Raw genomic sequence first — 19,322 nt, 5'->3', positions numbered from 1 at the left:
GGGTCGGCACACCCTATGTTTCCGGGGTGTTTCTGTCAGCCCGCGTCCCCGCAGTTGTAGCGGAAGCAAAACGAGCAGAACACCCCTCAATGCGGAGAAGTCGCACTACGCCGAGAAGGCTCCCGCCGGGGCGGGGCCCGCTCCTACCTTTCCGGGGCAAGCACTGACCCGGGAGGAATGAATGACCACTGCCCCGGCGATCGAGCTGACCGGCGCGACGAAACGCTTCCGCACCCCCTCAGGGGCCCTGCACACCGCCGTCCGCGATCTCGATCTGACCGTCGCCCAGGGCGAGTTCGTCGCCGTCGTCGGCCCCACCGGCTGCGGCAAGTCCACCACGCTGACCCTGGTCAGCGGCCTGGAGGAGCCCACCGAGGGCGAGGTCCGGGTGTACGGCGAGCCCGTGCGAGGGATCGACCCCAGGGTCGGCTTCGTCTTCCAGCAGGACGCCGTCTTCCCCTGGCGCACCGTGCTGTCCAACGTGATGGCCGGGCCGCGCTTCCGCGGGGTGCCCACCGCCGAGGCCAGGGAACGGGCCCGGGACTGGCTGGACCGGGTCGGCCTGGCCGCCTTCGAGGACCGCTACCCGCACCAGCTGTCCGGCGGCATGCGCAAGCGCGTCGCGCTCGCCCAGACCTTCGTCAACGACCCGACCGTCCTGCTGATGGACGAGCCGTTCTCGGCGCTGGACGTGCAGACCCGCGCGCTGATGTCGGACCAGCTGCTGGAGCTGTGGGCCGGGACCGGCTCGTCGGTCGTGTTCGTCACCCATGACCTGGACGAGGCCATCGCGCTCGCCGACCGGGTCGTCGTGATGACGGCCGGGCCCGCGACCGTCAAGGAGGTCTTCACCGTCGACCTGCCACGACCGCGCACCGTGGAGGCCGTCCGGCTGGAACCGAGGTTCGTCGAGCTGTACCGCGAGATCTGGGCCTCGCTCGGCGAAGAGGTGCGCATCACCCGGGAGAGAGGAGCGGGTCGTGCCGCTTGAGACCACGTCCGAGACCGCTGAGACCGCCGCGACCGTCGCCGGGGCGACCCCGGCCGGCCCGGGCAGCAGGACCGAGGCCCGCGAACGGGCCGCCCGCAACCGCAGGTTGACCGTCTACGCGGCCCGGATCGCGGTGCTGGCCGCCTTCCTCGGGCTGTGGGAGGCCTGCGCCCGCACCGAGGTCATCGACCCGTTCAACTTCTCCCAGCCGTCCAGGATCTGGGACCAGATCTGGCAGTGGATCACCCACGGCACCGCCCAGGGCTCGCTCGGCGAGCAGATCGGCTACACCCTGTACGAGGCCCTCACCGGCTGGGTGATCGGCGTGGTCGGCGGCGTGCTGCTGGGCATCGCGCTCGGCCGGATCCGCTTCCTGGCCGACGTGTTCGGGCCGTACGTGAAGGTCCTCAACGCCATCCCGCGGATCGTGCTCGCCCCGATCTTCCTGATCTGGTTCGGCCTCGGCCCGGCCTCCAAGGTCGCCTCCGCGGTGGTGCTGGTGTTCTTCCCGGTGTTCTTCAACGCCTTCCAGGGCGCCCGCGAGGTGGACCGCAACCTGGTCGCCAACGCCCGCATCCTGGGCGCCGACAACCGCAGGGTCACCCTCCAGGTGGTCATCCCCGCCGCCACCACCTGGATCTTCACCAGCCTGCACGTCAGCTTCGGCTTCGCGCTGATCGGCGCGATCGTCGGCGAGTACATCGGCGCCACCAAGGGCCTGGGCCTGATGGTCGCCGCCGCCCAGGGCACCTTCAACTCGGCCGGGGTGTACGCCGCCATGACCATCCTCGCCGTCGTCGCGCTGCTCACCGAGGGGCTGCTGACCTTCGCCGAGAAGAGGCTGTTCCGCTGGAAGCCCGCGGACGCGGGCGACGGCCGCTGAACTCCCCCCGCCCGCACGGCCCGTAAGACTTCCGAGAAGAGAGAGGCACCCCCACCCATGCGCCGATCAGCCGCCGCCGCCCTCGCCGCCGTCCTGCTGCTCCCGCTCGCCGCCTGCGCCAACGACGCCGCCACCGCCGGCCACGGCGCCGCCGCCCCGGCCGGGCAGCAGGTCGACGGACCCAAGGTCAAGATCATGGTCGGCGGCCTGGACAAGGTCATCTACCTACCTGCGGTGCTCACCCAGCGGCTCGGCTACTTCGCCGAGGCCGGCGTCAACGTCGAGCTGCTGACCGAGCCGGCCGGCGTCAACGCCACCACCGCGCTGCTGGCGGGCGACGTCCAGGGCGCCGTCGGTTTCTACGACCACACCATCGACCTCCAGGCCAAGGGCAAGCACGTCGAGTCCGTGGTGCAGTTCGCCCAGGCCCCCGGCGAGGTCGAACTCGTCTCCACCAAGCAGGCGGACGCCATCAAGTCCGGCGCCGACTTCAAGGGCCGCAAGCTCGGCGTCACCGGCCTCGGCTCCTCCACCGAGTTCCTCACCAAGTACCTCGCGGTCAAGAACGGCGGCTCCGCGGCCGACTTCAGCCCGATCGCGGTCGGCGCCGGCCAGACCTTCGTCGCCGCGCTCCAGCAGGGCAGCATCGACGCCGGGATGACCACCGACCCGACCGTCGCCACCGTCCTCGACAAGGGGCTCGGCAAGATCCTCTACGACCTGCGGACCCCCGAGGGCTCGCGCCAGGCGCTCGGCGGCCTCTACCCGTCGTCCTCGCTGTACATGAACACCGAGTGGGTGGAGAAGAACAAGGAGACCACCCAGAAGCTCGCCAACGCCTTCGTGAAGACCCTCAAGTGGATGTCCACCCACAGCCCGGAGGAGATCGCCGCGAAGATGCCCGCCGACTACGCGCAGGGCGGCGCGGAGCAGTACGCGGCGGCGATCAAGTCCACCCTGCCGATGTTCACCACCGACGGGGTGATGCCGGCCGACGGCCCCAGGACCGTGCTCGCGGTGCTCGCCGCCTTCCACCCGGAGGTCAAGGGCAAGGAGGGGACGATCGACCTGTCCCGGACGTACACCACGGAGTTCGTGGACAAGGCCGCCGGCTGAGCGGACGGCGACCGCGGTCCCGCGCCCACCCCCACGGGCGCGGGGCCGTCGTGGCGGTGCGGGGCCGGTGCGTCGCGTCGGTGCTGCGGCGCCGGTCCGTGCGGGCCCGTCCGGGGCCCGTTCGTCGTGCCGGTGCTGCGGGGCCGGTCCGTCCGGGGCCCGTTCGTCGTGCCGGCTCAGAGCCCCCGGACGGACAGCACGTCCATCCGCGACGGCGTCCCCGCCGCCTTGCCGCAGCTCTCCGGACGCGGCGGCTCGCTCGCCGACTCGATCACGTCCACCTCCCAGGCCCGGCCGTCCCGGTGCAGCACCCCCACCAGCCAGCGGCCCTCGCCGTCCGGCCGCTGCACCAGGGTCAGCGCGTCCGCCCCGGTCTCGCCGGTCGCCAGCCGCACCGCGTGCTCGGCCGCCTGCCCCGGCCGCTGCCAGCCCGAGCAGCCCCGCGACCACTCCGGCACCATGTGCCCGGCCGCCGTCGCCGCCAGCACCTCCTTGGCGCTCTCCAGCGTCAGCCGCCCGTACGCGTAGCCGTACGGCAGCACCAGCATCGTGGGGGAGAAGCGGTGCCCGCCCAGGTGGGTCACCTCCCACACCTCGCTGTGCCCGGCCGCGGCCAGCTCCGCCGCCAGCGGACGGCCCAGCAGCGCGCAGCAGCGGTCCCGACGGCCGTTGGTGCACACCAGCGCCAGCGGGCCGCCGACGTGCTCCACCCCGAAACCCGTGTGGTCGCCGCCGCCCAGCGCGGTGAAGTCCAGCTCCAGCAGCTCCGCCGGATCCGCCACCTGCGTCCGGCGCACCCAGCCGCGGCCCGGCACCGTGTGCGCCACGACCACCTCGTGCCGCGCCGTCGGCAGGCAGTCCGCGTGCCGGCCGGGCCGCCGGATCAGGGCCACCCGCACGCCGGTACCCGCGGCGGCGGCCTCCAGCGCGCGCCCGGTCGCCTTGTCGAGGTGGCTCTCGCCCAGCGCCTTCGCACCCCACGGGCCGGTCTGCTCCACCAGCAGCCAGGTGGTCGCCACCGCTGCCGTGGCGGTCAACGGCTCCGAAAGTTCACGCGACACGGTCGCACAGGTGCTCACCCGGGCAAGGCTACCCTCGGCGGTTCCGCCCGGCCCGAAGGCCGGGAAGGGCCCGGAGCGGCCGGAGGGCGGGGCACCCGCAGGCACCCCGCCCTCCGCACCCGGCGTCACACCGGGCCCGACCTCACGCCGCACCCGGCGGCATCACGCCTGGCCCGGCACCACACCGCACCCGGCGGCATCACAGCGCACCCGGCGTCACGCCGGGCCGGCCACCACCGCGATCGGCGCCGTCACCGGAGTGCCCGACCCGTCCCGGCGCGGATCCCGCTCCGGCAGCTCGACCGGCGCCCCCTTGGCCCCGGCCGCACGGGCCGGGGCGGCACCCGCCCAGGCGAACGCCAGCCCGTCCTCACCGCGCAGGAACCGCTGGCAGCGGACCCCACCGGTCGCCCGGCCCTTGCGCGGGTACTGCTCGAACGGGGTGACCTTCCAGGACGTCTGCTCCTCACCGGACAGCGTGCCCGAGGCGGCCGCCACCGAGACCACCACCGCGTCCACCGCCGGATCCACCGCCGTGAAGGACAGCACCCGCGCGCCGTCCGACAGCTTGACGCCCGCCATGCCACCCGCCGGACGGCCCTGCGGACGGACCTGCCCCGCCGGGTAGCGCAGCAGCTGGGCGTCCGAGGTGATGAAGACCAAGTCCTCCTCGCCGGTGCGCAGTTCGACCGCACCCACCAGCTCGTCGCCGTCCTTGAGGGCGATCACCTCGAACTCGTCCTTGTTCGCCGGCCACTCCGGCACCACCCGCTTCACCACGCCCTGCGCCGTGCCCAGCGCCAACCCCGGCGAGGACTCGTCCAGCGTGGTCAGCGCCAGCACCCGCTCCCCGGCCTCCAACCGCAGGAACTCACCCACCGCGGCGCCGCCCGCCAGCGTCGGCGACGGCATCGGCGGCAGCGCCGGCAGGTCGATCACCGGCAGCCGCAGCACCCGGCCCGCCGACGTCACCACGCCCACGTCCGCCCGCGCCGTCGCCGGCACCGCCGACACGATCACGTCGTGCTTCGCCCGCTTCTCCGACAGCTCGAACGGCTCGCCGTCCGCCGTCCGCGCCAGCAGCCCCGTCGAGGACAGCAGCACCCGGCACGGGTCGTCCGCCACCTCCAGCGGCACCGACAGCGCCGCCGACGGGGCCGCCCCCGCCTCCAGCAGCACCGTGCGCCGCTCCGTCCCGAACTGCTTGGACACCGCGCCCAGTTCGGACGACACCACACTGCGCAGCCGGCTGTCCGACTCCAGGATCTCGGTCAGCTCCGCGATCTCCGCGGTCAGCTTCGCCTTCTCCTCCTCCAACTCCACCCGGTCGAACCGGGTCAGCCGGCGCAGCGGGGTGTCCAGGATGTACCCGGTCTGCGTCTCCGACAGCGAGAAGCGCTCCATCAGGCGCTCCTTCGCCTGCTGGGCGTTGTCACTCGACCGGATGATCGAGATGACCTCGTCGATGTCGACCAGGGCCACCAGCAGGCCCTCGACCAGGTGCAGCCGCTCCTCCCGCTTGCGACGGCGGAAGTCGCTGCGCCGGCGCACCACCGTGAACCGGTGGTCGACGTAGACCTCCAACAGCTCCTTCAGCCCCAGGGTCAGCGGCTGCCCGTCCACCAGCGCCACGTTGTTGATGCCGAAGGTCTCCTCCATCGGCGTCAGCTTGTGGAGCTGCTCCAGCAGCGCCTCCGGCACGAAGCCGTTCTTCACCTCGATCACCAACCGCAGCCCGTGCTCGCGGTCGGTCAGGTCCTTGACGTCCGCGATGCCCTGCAGCTTCTTCGCGTTGACCAGGTCCTTGATCTTCGCGATGACCTTCTCTGGGCCGACGTTGTACGGCAGCTCGGTCACCACGATGCCCTTGCGGCGCGCCGTCACCGACTCGACCGTCGCGGTCGCCCGGATCTTGAAGGTCCCCCGGCCGCTCTCGTACGCGTCCCGGATCCCCGACAGGCCCACGATCCGCCCGCCCGTCGGCAGGTCCGGACCGGGCACGAACCGCATCAGCGTGTCCAGGTCCGCGGTCGGGTGCTTGATCAGGTGCCGGGCCGCCGCCACCACCTCGGACAGGTTGTGCGGCGGCATGTTCGTCGCCATGCCCACGGCGATCCCGGTCGCGCCGTTCACCAGCAGGTTCGGGAACGCGGCCGGCAGCGCCAGCGGCTCCTGCTCACTGCCGTCGTAGTTCGGCCCGAAGTCGACGGTGTCCTCGTGGATCGACTCCACCAGCGCCATCGACGCAGCCGTCAGCCGGGACTCGGTGTACCGCATCGCGGCCGGCGGGTCGTCGTTGCCCAGCGAACCGAAGTTGCCGTGCCCGTCGATCAGCGGCAGCCGCATCGAGAACGGCTGCGCCATCCGGACGACCGCGTCGTAGATCGACTGGTCACCGTGCGGGTGCAGCCGGCCCATCACCTCGCCCACCACGCGCGCGCACTTCACGTGCGAACGCTCCGGGCGCAGGCCCATCTCGTTGGCCTGGTACAGGATCCGGCGGTGCACCGGCTTCAGACCGTCCCGCGCGTCGGGCAGCGCACGCGAGTAGATCACCGAGTAGGCGTACTCCAGGAAGGAGCCCTGCATCTCGTCCACGACGTCGACGTCGAGGATCCGCTCCTCGAAGTCTCCGGGCGGCGGGGTCTGCGAACTGCGGCGGGCCATCGCGGCGGGGCTCCCTTACGTGTCGCTGGCTGTGGCGTCGGCCGTCGTCCGGCCGTCGGGCGGCGGGCGCACGGGCGTCGCCGTCCTGATTCACCGTCCTGCCGCCGCCACCCGTCAACCGGGCGCGACCGACAGGGCACGGCGCCCCCATTGTGGACCCTCACGCCGACACTCCCGGTCAGCGGCCCTCTTCCGCCCCTGGCGAACGCCGCTTCCGCGCGGACACAAACACGCCCCCCACGCGTTGCACCACAATGGGGGACGCCACACGAACCCCGACATCGACGACGGGAAGGACCCGAGCGCATGGCCAACCCGGCCCCCGCCTCCCACCGAGGCATCGCCATCACCGAGCACCGCCTGGCCAACGGCCTGCGCGTCGTCCTCTCCGAGGACCGACTCACCCCCGTCGCGGCGGTCTGCCTCTGGTACGACGTCGGCTCCCGGCACGAGGTCAAGGGCCGCACCGGCCTGGCCCACCTCTTCGAGCACCTGATGTTCCAGGGCTCCGCCAACGTCTCCAACAACGGGCACTTCGAGCTCGTCCAGGGCGCCGGCGGCTCGCTCAACGGCACCACCAGCTTCGAGCGGACCAACTACTACGAGACCATGCCCGCCCACCAGCTGGAGCTCGCCCTCTGGCTGGAGGCCGACCGCATGGGCTCCCTGCTCGCCGCCCTCGACGAGACGTCCATGGAGAACCAGCGCGCCGTCGTCAAGAACGAGCGCCGCCAGCGCTACGACAACGTCCCCTACGGCACCGCCTTCGAGAAGCTCACCGCGCTCTCGTACCCCGACGGCCACCCGTACCACCACACCCCCATCGGCTCCATGGCCGACCTCGACGCTGCCACCCTCGAGGACGCCCGGACGTTCTTCCGCACCTACTACGCGCCCAACAACGCGGTGCTCTCCGTGGTCGGCGACATCGACCCCGAGCAGACCATCGCCTGGGTCGAGAAGTACTTCGGCTCCATCCCCGCCCACGACGGCAAGCAGCCCCCGCGCTCCGGCGAACTCCCCGACACCGTCGGCCGCGAGGTGCGCCAGAACGTCACCGAGGACGTCCCCTCCCGCGCCCTGATGGCCGCCTACCGCCTGCCGCACGACGGCACCCGGGAGGCCGACGCCGCCGACCTCGCCCTCACCATCCTCGGCAGCGGCGAGTCCAGCCGCCTCTACAACCGGCTCGTCCGCCGCGACCGCACCGCCGTCGCCGCCGGCTTCGGCCTGCTGCGCCTGGCCGGCGCCCCCAGCCTCGGCTGGCTCGACGTCAAGACCTCCGGCGACGCCACCATCGCGCAGATCGACGCCGCCGTCGACGAGGAACTCGCCCGCTTCGCCGCCGAGGGCCCCACCGCCGAGGAGATGGAGCGCGCCCAGGCCCAGATCGAGCGCGAGTGGCTCGACCGCCTCACCACCGTCGCCGGCCGCGCCGACGAACTCTGCCGCTACGCCGTCCTGTTCGGCGACCCCAAGCTGCTGAACGACGCCCTCCCCAAGGTCCTCGACGTCACCGCCGAAGAGGTCCAGGCCGTCGCCCAGGCCCGGCTCCACCCCGAGAACCGGGCCGTCCTCGCCTACGAGCCGACCGCGACCGCCGCCGCCGACGCTTCCGACGCCGCTTCCGAAGAGGAGGGTGCCGCCGTATGAGCACCGACTACGTCCCCGCGATGACCTTCCACCCCCAGCCCCAGCCCGGCACCCCCAGCCCCTGGGCCTTCCCCGCCCCCGAGCGCGCCGCCCTCGGCAACGGCATCACCGTCCTGCACTGCCACCGGCCCGGCCAGCAGCTGGTCGCCGTCGAGGTCCTCCTCGACGCCCCGCTCGCCGCCGAACCCGAGGGCCTCGACGGCATCGCCGCCATCCTCGCCCGCGCCCTCAACGAGGGCACCGACACCCTCACCGCCGAGGAGTTCGCCGGCGAGCTCGAGCGCGCCGGGGCCACCCTCGACGCCCACGCCGACCACCCGTGCATCCGGGTCGCCCTGGAGGTCCCCGCCTCCCGGCTGCAGCGCGGCCTCACCCTGCTCGCCGACGCCCTGCGCGCCCCGGCCCTCCCGGCGGAGGAGATCGAGCGCCTGGTCGCCAACCGCCTGGACGAGATCGTCCACGAGCAGGCCAACCCCGCCCGGCGCGCCGCCAAGGCCCTCTACGCCGAGCTCTTCGACGCCGCCGACCGCCTCTCCCGGCCCCGCAGCGGCACCGCCGACACGGTCAAGTCGATCGACCGCGCCGCCGTCAAGGCCTTCTACGACGCCCACGTGCGCCCCGCCACCACCACCGTCGTGGTGGTCGGCGACCTCACCGGCGTCGAGCTGCCCGCCCTGCTGGAGAGCACCCTCGGCACCTGGACCGGCCCCGCCGCCGAGCCCTCCGCGCACGCCCCCGTCACCGGTGACGACCGCGGCCGGGTGCTCATCGTCGACCGCCCCGGCTCGGTCCAGACCCAGCTGCTGATCGGCCGGATCGGACCGGACCGCCACGACCCGGTCTGGGCCGCCCAGATCCTCGGCACCTACTGCCTCGGCGGCACCCTCACCTCCCGCCTGGACCGCGTCCTGCGCGAGGAGAAGGGCTACACCTACGGCGTCCGCGCCTTCGCCCAGCCGCTGCGCTCCGCCGCCGACGGCAGCGGACGCTCGCTGCTCGCGATCAGCGGCTCGGTGGACACCGCCTCCACCGCGCCCGCGCTCGCCGACACCTGGACCATCCTGCGCACCCTCGCGGCCGAGGGCCTCACCGACGCCGAGCGCGACGAGGCCGTGCAGTTCCTGGTCGGCGTCGCGCCGCTGAAGTACGAGACCGCGGGCTCGGTCGCCGGCACCCTGGCCGACCAGGTCGAGCAGTACCTCGCCGACGACTACCAGGCCGAGGTCTACCGGCAGCTGGCCGAGCTCTCCACCGCCGCGGCCACCGAGGCCGTGGTCGCCGCCTTCCCGCCGGACCGCCTGGTCACCGTCCTGGTCGGCGACGCCGCCGCGATCGCCGAGGACGTGCGGGCGCTCGGCATCGGCGAGGTCACCGTCATCAGCTGACCGGGTCCCCGGATCACCGTCCGGCCCGGTGGAGCGCACCCCGCTCCACCGGGCCGGACGCGTTCTTAAATGCCTTGCGGGCCCGTCCCGTTCCGTGGATAGATGTTCCCCGACGCACACGACGTGCGAACTGCGAGCAGCGAAGGGAGGCGGTCACCATGCGGGTCGAGCGAACCATACGACGACGCTCCCCGAGGCCGTCTCTCCCATGCTCCGCCACGGCTGCCTGAGCGCACCCGTCCCCGAACTTCCCCGAGCCGCACCGGGATCCGCATGTGCGCGGCAGCTCATCTTCCTGAACTCCCCGACCCCTGGAGGTCGTTCACCATGACGTACACCGAAGTGCCCGGAATCCGGGTCCCGATCCGGATGTGGACGGACCCGGCGACGGTCGAGGGCCAGGCCCTGCAGCAACTGCGCAACATCAGCTCGCTGCCCTGGCTGCACGGCCTCGCCGTGATGCCCGACGTCCACCTGGGCAAGGGCGCGACGGTCGGCTCGGTCATCGCCATGAAGGGCGCGGTCTGCCCGGCGGCGGTGGGCGTCGACATCGGCTGCGGGATGAGCGCGGTGAAGACCTCCCTCACCGCGAAGGACCTCCCGGACGACCTCTCCGCCCTGCGCTCCAAGATCGAGCAGGCCATCCCGGTCGGCCGCGGCCTCCACACCGACCCGGTCGACCCGACCAAGCTGCACGGCTTCCGCGCGGCGGGCTGGGACGACTTCTGGCAGCGCTTCGACGGGGTGGCAGAAGCGGTCAAATGGCGTCGCGAACGTGCCATGCAGCAGATGGGAACACTCGGAAGTGGCAACCACTTCTCAGAAGTGTGCGTAGATGAGACCGGTTCGGTCTGGTTGATGTTGCATTCCGGATCGCGCAACATCGGCAAGGAGCTGGCGGAGCACCACATGGGCATCGCCCGCTCGCTGTCGCACAACCAGGGCTTGGTCGACCGGGACCTCGCGGTCTTCCTGGCGAAGACTCCGGAGATGACCGCCTACCGCGAGGACCTGTTCTGGGCACAGGAGTACGCGAAGAACAATCGGGCGGTGATGATGGCGCTCTTCCAGGATGTCGTTCGGCGTGAGTTCGCCAAGGCGCAGGTCGCCTTCGACGAGGTGATCAGCTGCCACCACAACTACGTGGCGGAGGAGCGGTACGACGGCGTCGACCTGCTGGTGACCCGCAAGGGCGCGATCCGGGCCGGCTCCGGCGACCTCGGGATCATCCCGGGTTCCATGGGAACGGGCTCCTACATCGTCCGCGGCCTGGGCAACGAGGCCGCGTTCAACTCCGCCTCGCACGGCGCCGGCCGCAAGATGAGCCGCACCGCGGCGAAGAAGCGGTTCACGACGCGGGACCTGGCCGAGCAGACGGCGGGCGTGGAGTGCCGCAAGGACAGCGGCGTGGTGGACGAGATCCCGGGCGCCTACAAGAACATCGAGAAGGTCATCGAGCAGCAGAAGGACCTCGTCGAGGTGGTCGCGCACCTCAAGCAGGTGGTCTGCGTCAAGGGCTGACCGGGGCAGGGGGCCTGCCGAAAGCCGATCGGGGTGCCGCCACGACGTGGCGACACCCCGATCGGGAGGCTGTGAGGGCTCAGGCGGCGGCCGGGAGCTCGTCGAGGCCTTCGGCGACGAGCTTGGCGAGGCGGTCGAGGGCCTCGTCGGCGTTGGGGGCGTCGGAGGCGAGGATGACCTCTTCGCCGCCCTGGGCGCCCAGGCCCAGCAGGCCGAGCATGGAGGCGGCGTTGACGGGGTTGCCGCCCGGCTTGGCGATGGTGATCGGCACGCCGGTGGCCGTGACGGCCCGGACGAAGACGGAGGCGGGACGGGCGTGCAGGCCCTCGGCCCAACCGATGGTGACGCGGCGCTCAGCCATGAGACGTGCCTTTCCGGTGAAGCTGGTCACGGCCGTGCTCGGGGAGCGGGGGAAACGACCGTGTTGTCTAGACCAGTGTTGCACGCAGGAAACCCCTGCGAGGCGCCGCGTTCGGGACTTGTGATTGTTTCTTTTCGGGGCATAAGGCCCGGCCAGCGGCCCTGCCCACCCTGCCGTGCACACGCGCCCGGCGCCATTCGGCTCGCCGCCGGATAACCTGACGAATGTGGAAGACCCCGCGGTGGCGAACCCCGCGCAACCCGACTATCCGCAGCACTGGGAAGCCGACGTCCTGCTGCGCGACGGCGGTACGGCCCGGATCCGGCCGATCACCCCGGGTGACGCCGGACGGCTGGTGGAGTTCTACGAGCAGGTCTCCGACCAGTCCAAGTACTTCCGCTTCTTCGCCCCCTACCCGCGGCTCTCCGACAAGGACGTCCGCCGTTTCACCCATCACGACTTCGTGAACCGGGTCGGCCTGGCCGTGGTGGTCCGGGACCACTTCATCGCCACCGTCCGCTACGACCGGATCGACGCCGAGGGCCGTCCCTCCGAGCACGGCACGGACGCCGAGGTGGCCTTCCTGGTCCAGGACGCCCACCAGGGCCGCGGGGTGGCCTCCGCCCTGCTGGAGCACATCGCGGCGGTGGCCCAGGAGCGCGGCATCCGCCGCTTCCAGGCCGAGGTGCTGCCGGAGAACCGCAAGATGGTGAAGGTCTTCACCGACGCCGGCTACACCCAGCGCCGCAGCTTCGCCGACGGCGTGGTGCACCTGGAGTTCGACCTCGAACAGACCGACCGCTCGCTCGCCGTGATGCGCGCCCGCGAGCACCGCGCCGAGGCCCGCTCGGTGCAGCGGTTGCTGACCCCGCGCTCGGTGGCCGTGATCGGCGTCTCCCGCAACCCGCAGACCGTCGGCCGGGCCCTCCTGCGCGACCTGCTCGGCAGCTTCGACACCGAGTTCGAGAGCCGGTACGAGCCCAAGGACGCCCCGCGCGCCGTGTACGCGGTGAACCGCAGTGCTCCGCCCGGCACCGAGCTGGACGGCGTCCCGGTGCACCGTTCGATTCTGGACATTCCCGGGCCGGTGGACCTCGCCGTGATCGCCGTCCCCGAGGGCGCCGTCCCGGCGGCCGTCGCCGAGTGCGGCGCGCACGGCGTGCAGGGCCTGGTGGTGGTCACCGCCGGCTACGCGGAGACCGGCCCGGAGGGCCGCGACCGCCAGCGCGCCCTGGTCCGCCAGGCACGGGCGGCCGGCATGCGGGTGATCGGCCCGAACGCCTTCGGACTGATCAACACCGACCCCGACCGCCCGCTGAACGCCTCGCTCGCCCCGCACCTGCCGGACCGCGGCGGCTTCGGGATCTTCTGCCAGTCCGGGGCGATCGGCGTCGCCCTGCTGGAGTCCGCCCACCGGCGCGGCCTCGGCGTCTCCTCGTTCGCCTCGGTCGGCAACCGCTCGGACGTCTCCGGCAACGACTTCCTGCAGTACTGGGCCGAGGACGAGGCCACCGAGGTGGTGCTGCTCTACCTGGAGTCCTTCGGCAACCCCCGCAAGTTCACCCGGATCGCGCGCCGGCTGGCCGCCGCCAAGCCGGTCGTCGTGGTCAAGGGCGCCCGCCACACCGGCAGCCTGCCACCCGGCCACGCCGTCCCGGCCACCGCCACCGGCCTGCGCGACGCCACCGTGGACGCACTGTTCGAGCAGGCCGGGGTGACCAGGGTGGCGACCATCACCGAACTGTTCGACACCGGTGAACTGCTCGCCCAGCAGCCGCTGCCGCCCGGCGACCGGGTCGCCGTGGTCGGCAACTCCGACTCGCTCGGCCTGCTCACCTACGACGCCTGCCTGAGCGCCGGGCTGCGCCCGCGCACCCCCGTCGACCTCACCACCGCCGCCACCGGCGAGAACTTCCGGATCGCCCTGGACGTCGCGCTCGGCGACCCGGCCGTGGACGCCGTGATCGCCGTCGCGATCCCCCCGATCGGCACCTCCGCGCACGCCTTCATGGGCGGCCGGCTGACCGGCCCGGACGACCCGGAGATGGGCTCGGACGACCCCGAGATCGCGACCGCCCTGCTCGAAGCGGGTGAGCGGGCCCGGGAACGGGGCAAGCCCCTGGTGCTGGCCCACCTGGCCCTGACCGACCTGCCCTCCCGGCTGCGCCCCGGCGGCATCCCGGCCTACGCGGCGCCCGAGCGCGCGGTCCGCGCCCTCGCGCACGCCGTGCACTACGCCCAGTGGCGCCGCCGCACCGCCGAGGCGGAGGAGACAGCGCGCGTCCCCGAACTCGACCGGATCGACGAGCCCGGCGCCCGCACCCTGGTGGAGGCGGCGCTGAGCACCCGCGCCGCGACCGCCGCCCGCACCCAGCCCGGCGGCGCCCGGATCACCCTGGCGGACGCCGAGGCCCAGCAACTGCTGGCCCGGTACGGGATCGACGTCTCGCCCACGCTGCCCGCCCCGGACGAGGAGGAAGCCGTCCGCGCCGCCGGTCGGCTCGGCTACCCGGTGGCCCTGAAGGCGACCGCCCCGCACCTGCGCCACCGCCCCGACCTGGGCAGCGTCCGCCTGGACCTGACCGGCGAGCCGGGCCTGCGCCGCGCCCACCGCGAGCTGGACGCCCTGCTCGGCGGCGCGGCCGAGGCCCGACTGGTGGTGCAGCGGATGGCCCCGCGCGGGGTCGACACCGTGATCGGCGCCACGGTCGACCCGGCCGTCGGCGCGATCCTCTCCTTCGGCCTGGCCGGTGCCCCCGCCGAACTGCTCGGTGACGTGGCCCACCGGCTGGTCCCGGCCACCGACCAGGAGGTCGCCGGGCTGATCCGGGAGGTCCGGGCGGCCCCGCTGCTGTTCGGCTGGCGCGGCGCCGAGGCGGTGGACACCGACGCGCTGGAGGAGCTGCTGCTGCGCGTCTCGCAGTTGGTGGACGACGTACCGGAGATCGCCTCGGTGGACCTCGAACCGGTGGTCGTGGCCCCGCACGGACTGGCGATCCTGGGGGCGCGGGTGCGGATCGCCCCGCTGCCCGTCCGCAGCGATCTGGGCCCGCGCGCCATGAGCACGCTGTAACCTTCCTTGGTTGCGCCTGCCCGTGGGCGCTGATGTCCGAAGCTCGGCGCCGTGCCGCCCGCTTCGTCGGCGGACCATGCCAGGATGGAGTTATGGCGAAGACCGGTACCACCACCACTCAGGACCTGCGCTCGGCGATCGAGCGCAGCGGCTACTACCCGGCCCTGGTGTCCGAGGCGGTCGAGTCCGCGGTGGGCCCGGAGCCGATCAGCTCCTACCTGGTGCACCAGGAGACGACCTTCGACTCCAACGAGGTGCGCCGGCACGTGACGGTGCTGGTGCTGACCCCGACCCGGTTCGTGGTGAGTCACACCGACGAGCAGTCGGGCGACGCGGGCAGCCCCGCGGTGCCGTTCGCGACGACCTCGACGGAGAGCGTCCGGCTGGACCGGATCGGCTCGGTCGTGGTGAGCCGGATGGTGGCGAACCCGGAGACGTACACGCCCGGGACGCTGCCGCGCGAGGTGGTGCTGACCATCGGCTGGGGCGCGGTGCAGCGTCTGGACCTGGAGCCGGCCGGCTGCTCGGACCCGAACTGTGACGCCGACCACGGCTACACCGGGTCGGCGACGGCCGACGACCTCTCGCTGCGGGTGAGCGAGGCCGGGGACGGCCCGGAGACGGTGGCCCAGGCCCTGGTGTTCGCCCGGGCGCTGTCCGACGCGACGATCGACAACAGCCCGCGGGTCTGAGGTCCGGGCCGAGCCCCGCCGTTCCCGTTCGCGCCGCCGTTCCCGTTCGCGTCTCCGATCGCGTTCCCGCCCGCTACGAATCCGGTTCCATGTCCTTCGCACCCTCCGACGGCTACGACGCCTTCGAGATCCTCGACCCGGCCGCCGCTCCCGCGCCCCCGTACGGCAGCGGTTCGCTCTGCGACCTGCTGCCCTCGGTGGCGGCGGGCCTGGGCGTCCCGGGGTTCACCGCGACGCTGCCGATCGCCCCGGCCGACCGGGCGGTGGTGTTCCTGGTGGACGGCCTCGGCTGGGAGCTGCTGCTGCGCCACCCCGAGTACGCGCCGTTCCTGTCCTCGCTGGCCGGGAGTTCGATGGGCGGCACCGGCCGTCCGCTGACCGCGGGCTTCCCGTCCACCACGGCGACCTCGCTGGCCTCGGTCGGCACCGGAACCCCGCCGGGCCTGCACGGCCTGGCCGGGTACACGGTGGCGGTGCCGGGCGCCGACTACCTGATGAACCAGCTGCGCTGGCAGCCGCACACCGACCCGCAGGCCTGGCAGCCGTACCCGACGGTCTTCGAGCAGACCCACCGGGCCGGGGTGGCGACCGCCCAGGTGTCCTCGCCGCTGTTCGCCCAGACCCCGCTGACCAGGGTGGCGCTCTCCGGCGGCACCTTCCTCGGCCGCACCACCGGCGAGGAGCGGATGGACCTGGCCGCCTCCTGGCTGGCCGAGCACGACCGGGCCCTGGTGTACACCTACGTCAGCGAGCTGGACGGCGCCGGCCACCGCTTCGGGGTGGACTCGGACGAGTGGCGGATGACGCTGGACGCGGTGGACCGGCTGGCCCGCCGGCTGGCCGAGCAGCTGCCCCCGCGGTCGGCGATGTACGTGACCGCGGACCACGGCATGATCGACATCGCCCCCGAGGACCGGATCGACTTCGACGAGGACTGGGAGCTGGGCGCCGGTGTCGCCCTGCTGGGCGGCGAGGGCCGGGCCCGGCACGTGTACGCGGTGCCGGGCGCCGCGGCCGATGTGCACACGGTCTGGAGCGAGGTGCTGGGCGACCGGATGTGGGTGGCCACCCGGGACGAGGCGATCGCGGCGGGCTGGTTCGGCCCGACCGTCGACGACCGGGTGTACCGGCGGATCGGCGACGTGGTGGCCGCGGCGCGCGACGACATCGCCATCACCGCCTCCCGCAACGAGCCCGGCGAGTCCGCGATGATCGGCCTGCACGGTTCGATGACTCCGGTCGAGCAGTTCGTGCCGCTGCTCGAAGTCCGCGGCTGAGGCGGTCCCTTGACTTCTCTGTGCCCGAACCCCCTTGATGTGAAAGGCCTTTGCTCCACCCATGGCTGAACTGGTGTTCTTCTCGGGCACGATGGACTGCGGCAAGTCGACGCTGGCGCTGCAGATGGACCACAACCACACCGCGCGCGGCCGGCAGGGCGTCATCCTGACCCGCAACGACCGGGCCGGTGCCGCCACCATCTCCAGCCGGCTGGGCCTGCGCGCCGACGCGGTCGAGGTGACGGACGACTTCGACTTCCACGCGCACGTGGTGCACCGGCTCTCCGCGGGGGGCCGGGTGGACTACCTGATCTGCGACGAGGCGCAGTTCTTCGCCGCCGGGCAGGTCGACCAGCTGGCCAGGGTGGTGGACGAACTGGGCATCGACGTCTACACCTTCGGCATCACCACCGACTTCCGCACCCGGCTGTTCCCGGGTTCGCAGCGGCTGATCGAGCTGGCCGACCGGGTGGAGGTGCTCCAGGTCGAGGCCCTGTGCTGGTGCGGCGCGCGGGCGACCCACAACGCCCGGACGGTCGGCGGCGTGATGGTGGTCGAGGGCGCCCAGGTGGTGATCGGCGACATCTCGGTGCGTGAGGACGAGGTGGGCTACGAGGTGCTGTGCCGTCGCCACCACCGCCGTCGGCTGACCGCCGCGACGGCGCGCGCCTCGGTGCTCTCCCCGGACGTGCTGCCCTTCGAGGAGCAGCAGGCCTGAGGCCGGTCCACGATCCGGGAGGCAGGCCCTAGGCCTGCCGGGGCGCGGCTTCGAGCACCGAGAAGTGGCCGCCCTGCGGGTCGGCCAGCCGGGCGGCGCGGCCGCGGGCGGTGTCGTGCGGTTCGACCAGGACGCGGCCGCCGAGGTCGACGGTCTGACGGGCGGTCAGTTCGGCGTCCCGGACGGCGAAGTGGGTGCGCCAGCGCGGCGGGTGGCCGCGCAGGTCGGCGCGGTGGCGGATGCCCGCGACCGGGCGCCCGTCCACCAGCAGGGCGGTCTCCTCGGTGCCGCCCCGGACCGGCAGGTCGAGCACGGCGGCGTAGAAGACGGCGGCGCCGTCGGCGTCCGGGGTGAGCAGTTCGGCCCAGGCGGGACCGCCGGGTTCCGCCCCGGCCTCCCGGCCGAGGTGCTCCTCCGCCTGCCAGAGGCCGAAGACCGCGCCGGAGACGTCGGCGGCGACGGCCATCCGTCCGGCGCGTTCGGCCTGCACCGGCCCGACCGCGACGGTGCCGCCGCACTCGCGCACCAACTGGGCGGTGCGGTCGGCGTCGTCCACGGCGAAGTAGGTGGTCCACTGGACCGGGAAGCCGGTGGCGGTGGAGACGCCGAGGCCGGCGACCGGGGCGCCGTCGAGTTCGGCCCGGACGTAGGCGCCGAGTTGGCCCGGCCCGGGGGAGTACGTCCAGCCGAGCAGGGCGCCGTAGAAGGCGCGGGCGCCGGGCAGGTCGTCGGTCAGCAGGCTGACCCAGCAGGGCGTGCCCTGGGCCAGTCGAAGTTCCACCGCGGGCAATGCGGGCCTCCTCAGGGGTGGTTGGCGCACGGATCGGGTGGTCGGCGCACGGAAATCCTCGCGCGCGAGGGTGATGCTTCCACCCTGGCGCGCGCCCAACCCTCGACCCGCGCGGAAAGTCCGGCAAAGAGCGCACAAAGAGCCGCGCGCCGGACGTGCTGCGCGAGAATGGCCGGCATGACCACCTTCAACGACGGTTCCCCGCTGATCTCCGCGGCCGAGCTGCGCGGGGCGCTGGCCTCCGCCCGCCCGCCGGTGCTGCTGGACGTGCGCTACCAGCTGGTCGGTGCCGCTCCGGGCGGCCCGACCGCGGCCGAGGAGTACCGGGCCGGGCACCTGCCCGGCGCCCACTTCGTCGAGTTGGACCGGGACCTCGCCGCCCCGCCGGGCGCCCCCGGCCGGGGCGGGCGTCACCCGCTGCCGGATCCGGAGGAGTTCGCGGCGGCGATGCGCGGGTTCGGGGTGAGTGCGGGGCGTCCGGTCGTGGTGTACGACGGTGCGGCGTCGATGGCGGCGGCCCGGGCCTGGTGGCTGCTGCGCTGGGCCGGGCACCGCGACGTCCGGGTGCTGGACGGCGGCTTCGCGGCCTGGCGGGCGGCGGGGCTGCCGGTGACGGCCGAGTCGCCGGAGCCGGCGGCGGGCGATTTCAAGGCCGTCCCGGGGCAGCTGCCGACGGTGGACGCGGACGGCGCCGCGGCCTGGGCGCGTGACGCCCTGCTGCTGGACGCCCGGTCGGGGGAGCGCTACCGGGGCGAGACCGAGCCGGTGGACCCGCGGGCCGGGCACGTCCCGGGTGCGGTGTCGGCGCCGACCTCCGAGAACGTGGGACCGGACGGACGGTTCCGTCCGGCCACCGAACTGGCCGACCGCTTCCGGGCGTTGGGCGCGGAGGAGCGGGCGGTCGCGGTGTACTGCGGTTCCGGTGTGACGGCGGCCCATCAGATCCTGGCGATGGCGGCGGCCGGCCTGGACGCCACCCTGTACCCGGGTTCGTGGAGCGAGTGGTCGAGCGACCCGGGCCGCCCGGTGGCGGTGACCGACCAGCCGGGCTGAGCCCGGACGTGCCGGAGGGGCGGGAGGCCCGGCCTCCCGCCCCCCACGGAAGGGCCAAACAAATAAAACCCTACACAACCC

The 19,322-nt window shown here is 73.2% G+C and carries 15 protein-coding genes; 11 read left to right on the top strand and 4 right to left on the bottom strand.

The genetic code is table 11. The features are described from left to right. Positions 1-181 precede the first annotated feature (181 nt). The 3 genes from AB0O91_RS29885 to AB0O91_RS29875 are packed head-to-tail and all read left to right on the top strand — an operon-like array spanning position 182 to position 2,990. Positions 182-991 carry an ABC transporter ATP-binding protein gene (locus AB0O91_RS29885; RefSeq protein ID WP_363439479.1) on the top strand — a complete coding sequence of 270 codons (810 nt, stop codon included), beginning with the start codon at positions 182-184 and terminating at the stop codon, positions 989-991. Continuing rightward, positions 981-1,874: an ABC transporter permease gene (locus AB0O91_RS29880; RefSeq protein ID WP_363439477.1), complete on the top strand. Its 894-nt coding sequence runs from the start codon at positions 981-983 to the stop codon at positions 1,872-1,874. The genes AB0O91_RS29885 and AB0O91_RS29880 overlap by 11 nt, the downstream gene beginning before the upstream one ends. 57 nt (positions 1,875-1,931) lie before the next feature. Then, positions 1,932-2,990: an ABC transporter substrate-binding protein gene (locus AB0O91_RS29875; RefSeq protein ID WP_363439474.1), complete on the top strand. Its 1,059-nt coding sequence runs from the start codon at positions 1,932-1,934 to the stop codon at positions 2,988-2,990. Positions 2,991-3,166: 176 nt separating this feature from the next. On the opposite strand, the gene AB0O91_RS29870 is transcribed toward AB0O91_RS29875, so the two are convergent. After that, positions 3,167-4,069 (bottom strand): sucrase ferredoxin, encoded by a 903-nt coding sequence (locus AB0O91_RS29870; RefSeq protein ID WP_363439471.1) that lies wholly within the window; start codon positions 4,067-4,069, stop codon positions 3,167-3,169. A gap of 198 nt (positions 4,070-4,267) precedes the next feature. Further along, a complete protein-coding gene (locus AB0O91_RS29865) occupies positions 4,268-6,718 on the bottom strand; it encodes a DNA topoisomerase IV subunit A (RefSeq protein WP_363439467.1) in 2,451 nt (816 codons plus the stop codon). A gap of 306 nt (positions 6,719-7,024) precedes the next feature. On the opposite strand from AB0O91_RS29865, the gene AB0O91_RS29860 reads away from it, so the two are divergent. The 3 genes from AB0O91_RS29860 to AB0O91_RS29850 all read left to right on the top strand — a co-directional run bounded on the left by AB0O91_RS29860 (position 7,025) and on the right by AB0O91_RS29850 (position 11,277). Continuing rightward, on the top strand, positions 7,025-8,371 hold the full coding sequence (locus AB0O91_RS29860) for a pitrilysin family protein (RefSeq protein ID WP_363439464.1): 1,347 nt from the start codon (positions 7,025-7,027) through the stop codon (positions 8,369-8,371). Positions 8,372-8,391: 20 nt separating this feature from the next. Further along, complete coding sequence (locus AB0O91_RS29855; RefSeq protein ID WP_363439594.1) at positions 8,392-9,756, top strand: pitrilysin family protein; 1,365 nt, start codon at positions 8,392-8,394, stop codon at positions 9,754-9,756. A gap of 327 nt (positions 9,757-10,083) precedes the next feature. Continuing rightward, positions 10,084-11,277, top strand: coding sequence for an RtcB family protein (locus AB0O91_RS29850; RefSeq protein WP_363439461.1), 1,194 nt, complete (start codon positions 10,084-10,086; stop codon positions 11,275-11,277). A 79-nt stretch (positions 11,278-11,356) separates the two neighbouring features. Here the strand turns inward: AB0O91_RS29850 and AB0O91_RS29845 are convergent, their stop codons facing one another. Then, positions 11,357-11,638, bottom strand: coding sequence for an HPr family phosphocarrier protein (locus AB0O91_RS29845; RefSeq protein WP_363439458.1), 282 nt, complete (start codon positions 11,636-11,638; stop codon positions 11,357-11,359). A 226-nt stretch (positions 11,639-11,864) separates the two neighbouring features. On the opposite strand from AB0O91_RS29845, the gene AB0O91_RS29840 reads away from it, so the two are divergent. The 4 genes from AB0O91_RS29840 (at position 11,865) to AB0O91_RS29825 (ending at position 17,398) form a co-directional block, all read left to right on the top strand. Continuing rightward, entirely contained in the window at positions 11,865-14,711 is a 2,847-nt protein-coding gene (locus tag AB0O91_RS29840) for a GNAT family N-acetyltransferase (RefSeq protein ID WP_363439456.1), read from the top strand. Between the two features lie 92 nt (positions 14,712-14,803). Next, a complete protein-coding gene (locus tag AB0O91_RS29835) occupies positions 14,804-15,403 on the top strand; it encodes a DUF5998 family protein (protein ID WP_363439453.1) in 600 nt (199 codons plus the stop codon). Positions 15,404-15,492: 89 nt separating this feature from the next. Continuing rightward, a complete protein-coding gene (locus tag AB0O91_RS29830) occupies positions 15,493-16,680 on the top strand; it encodes a nucleotide pyrophosphatase/phosphodiesterase family protein (RefSeq protein ID WP_363439450.1) in 1,188 nt (395 codons plus the stop codon). Positions 16,681-16,741: 61 nt separating this feature from the next. Continuing rightward, the gene (locus AB0O91_RS29825) at positions 16,742-17,398 is read left to right on the top strand and encodes a thymidine kinase (protein WP_363439447.1); all 657 of its coding nucleotides are present in this window, start codon (positions 16,742-16,744) and stop codon (positions 17,396-17,398) included. 28 nt (positions 17,399-17,426) lie between these two features. On the opposite strand, the gene AB0O91_RS29820 is transcribed toward AB0O91_RS29825, so the two are convergent. Continuing rightward, on the bottom strand, positions 17,427-18,179 hold the full coding sequence (locus AB0O91_RS29820; protein ID WP_363439591.1) for a VOC family protein: 753 nt from the start codon (positions 18,177-18,179) through the stop codon (positions 17,427-17,429). 186 nt (positions 18,180-18,365) lie between these two features. Between AB0O91_RS29820 and AB0O91_RS29815 the strand changes: the two genes are divergently transcribed. Further along, a complete protein-coding gene (locus AB0O91_RS29815; RefSeq protein ID WP_363439444.1) occupies positions 18,366-19,241 on the top strand; it encodes a sulfurtransferase in 876 nt (291 codons plus the stop codon). Positions 19,242-19,322: the final 81 nt, after the last annotated feature.

Origin of the sequence: Kitasatospora sp. NPDC089797, assembly GCF_040684795.1 — a bacterium.
Classification (GTDB): Bacteria; Actinomycetota; Actinomycetes; order Streptomycetales; family Streptomycetaceae; genus Kitasatospora.
Note: the sequence above shows the minus strand (reverse complement) of the source record. Positions and strands in the feature narration are given on the sequence as shown.

What these genes read in the sequence shown, in the direction of transcription:
- AB0O91_RS29885 (WP_363439479.1), top strand. Translation starts at nt 182, where the DNA reads ATGACCACTGCCCCGGCGATCGAGCTGACCGGCGCGACGAAACGCTTC.
- AB0O91_RS29825 (WP_363439447.1), top strand. Translation starts at nt 16,742, where the DNA reads ATGGCTGAACTGGTGTTCTTCTCGGGCACGATGGACTGCGGCAAGTCG.
- AB0O91_RS29865 (WP_363439467.1), bottom strand. Translation starts at nt 6,718, where the DNA reads ATGGCCCGCCGCAGTTCGCAGACCCCGCCGCCCGGAGACTTCGAGGAG.
- AB0O91_RS29835 (WP_363439453.1), top strand. Translation starts at nt 14,804, where the DNA reads ATGGCGAAGACCGGTACCACCACCACTCAGGACCTGCGCTCGGCGATC.
- AB0O91_RS29815 (WP_363439444.1), top strand. Translation starts at nt 18,366, where the DNA reads ATGACCACCTTCAACGACGGTTCCCCGCTGATCTCCGCGGCCGAGCTG.
- AB0O91_RS29875 (WP_363439474.1), top strand. Translation starts at nt 1,932, where the DNA reads ATGCGCCGATCAGCCGCCGCCGCCCTCGCCGCCGTCCTGCTGCTCCCG.
- AB0O91_RS29830 (WP_363439450.1), top strand. Translation starts at nt 15,493, where the DNA reads ATGTCCTTCGCACCCTCCGACGGCTACGACGCCTTCGAGATCCTCGAC.
- AB0O91_RS29850 (WP_363439461.1), top strand. Translation starts at nt 10,084, where the DNA reads ATGACGTACACCGAAGTGCCCGGAATCCGGGTCCCGATCCGGATGTGG.
- AB0O91_RS29860 (WP_363439464.1), top strand. Translation starts at nt 7,025, where the DNA reads ATGGCCAACCCGGCCCCCGCCTCCCACCGAGGCATCGCCATCACCGAG.
- AB0O91_RS29855 (WP_363439594.1), top strand. Translation starts at nt 8,392, where the DNA reads ATGACCTTCCACCCCCAGCCCCAGCCCGGCACCCCCAGCCCCTGGGCC.
- AB0O91_RS29845 (WP_363439458.1), bottom strand. Translation starts at nt 11,638, where the DNA reads ATGGCTGAGCGCCGCGTCACCATCGGTTGGGCCGAGGGCCTGCACGCC.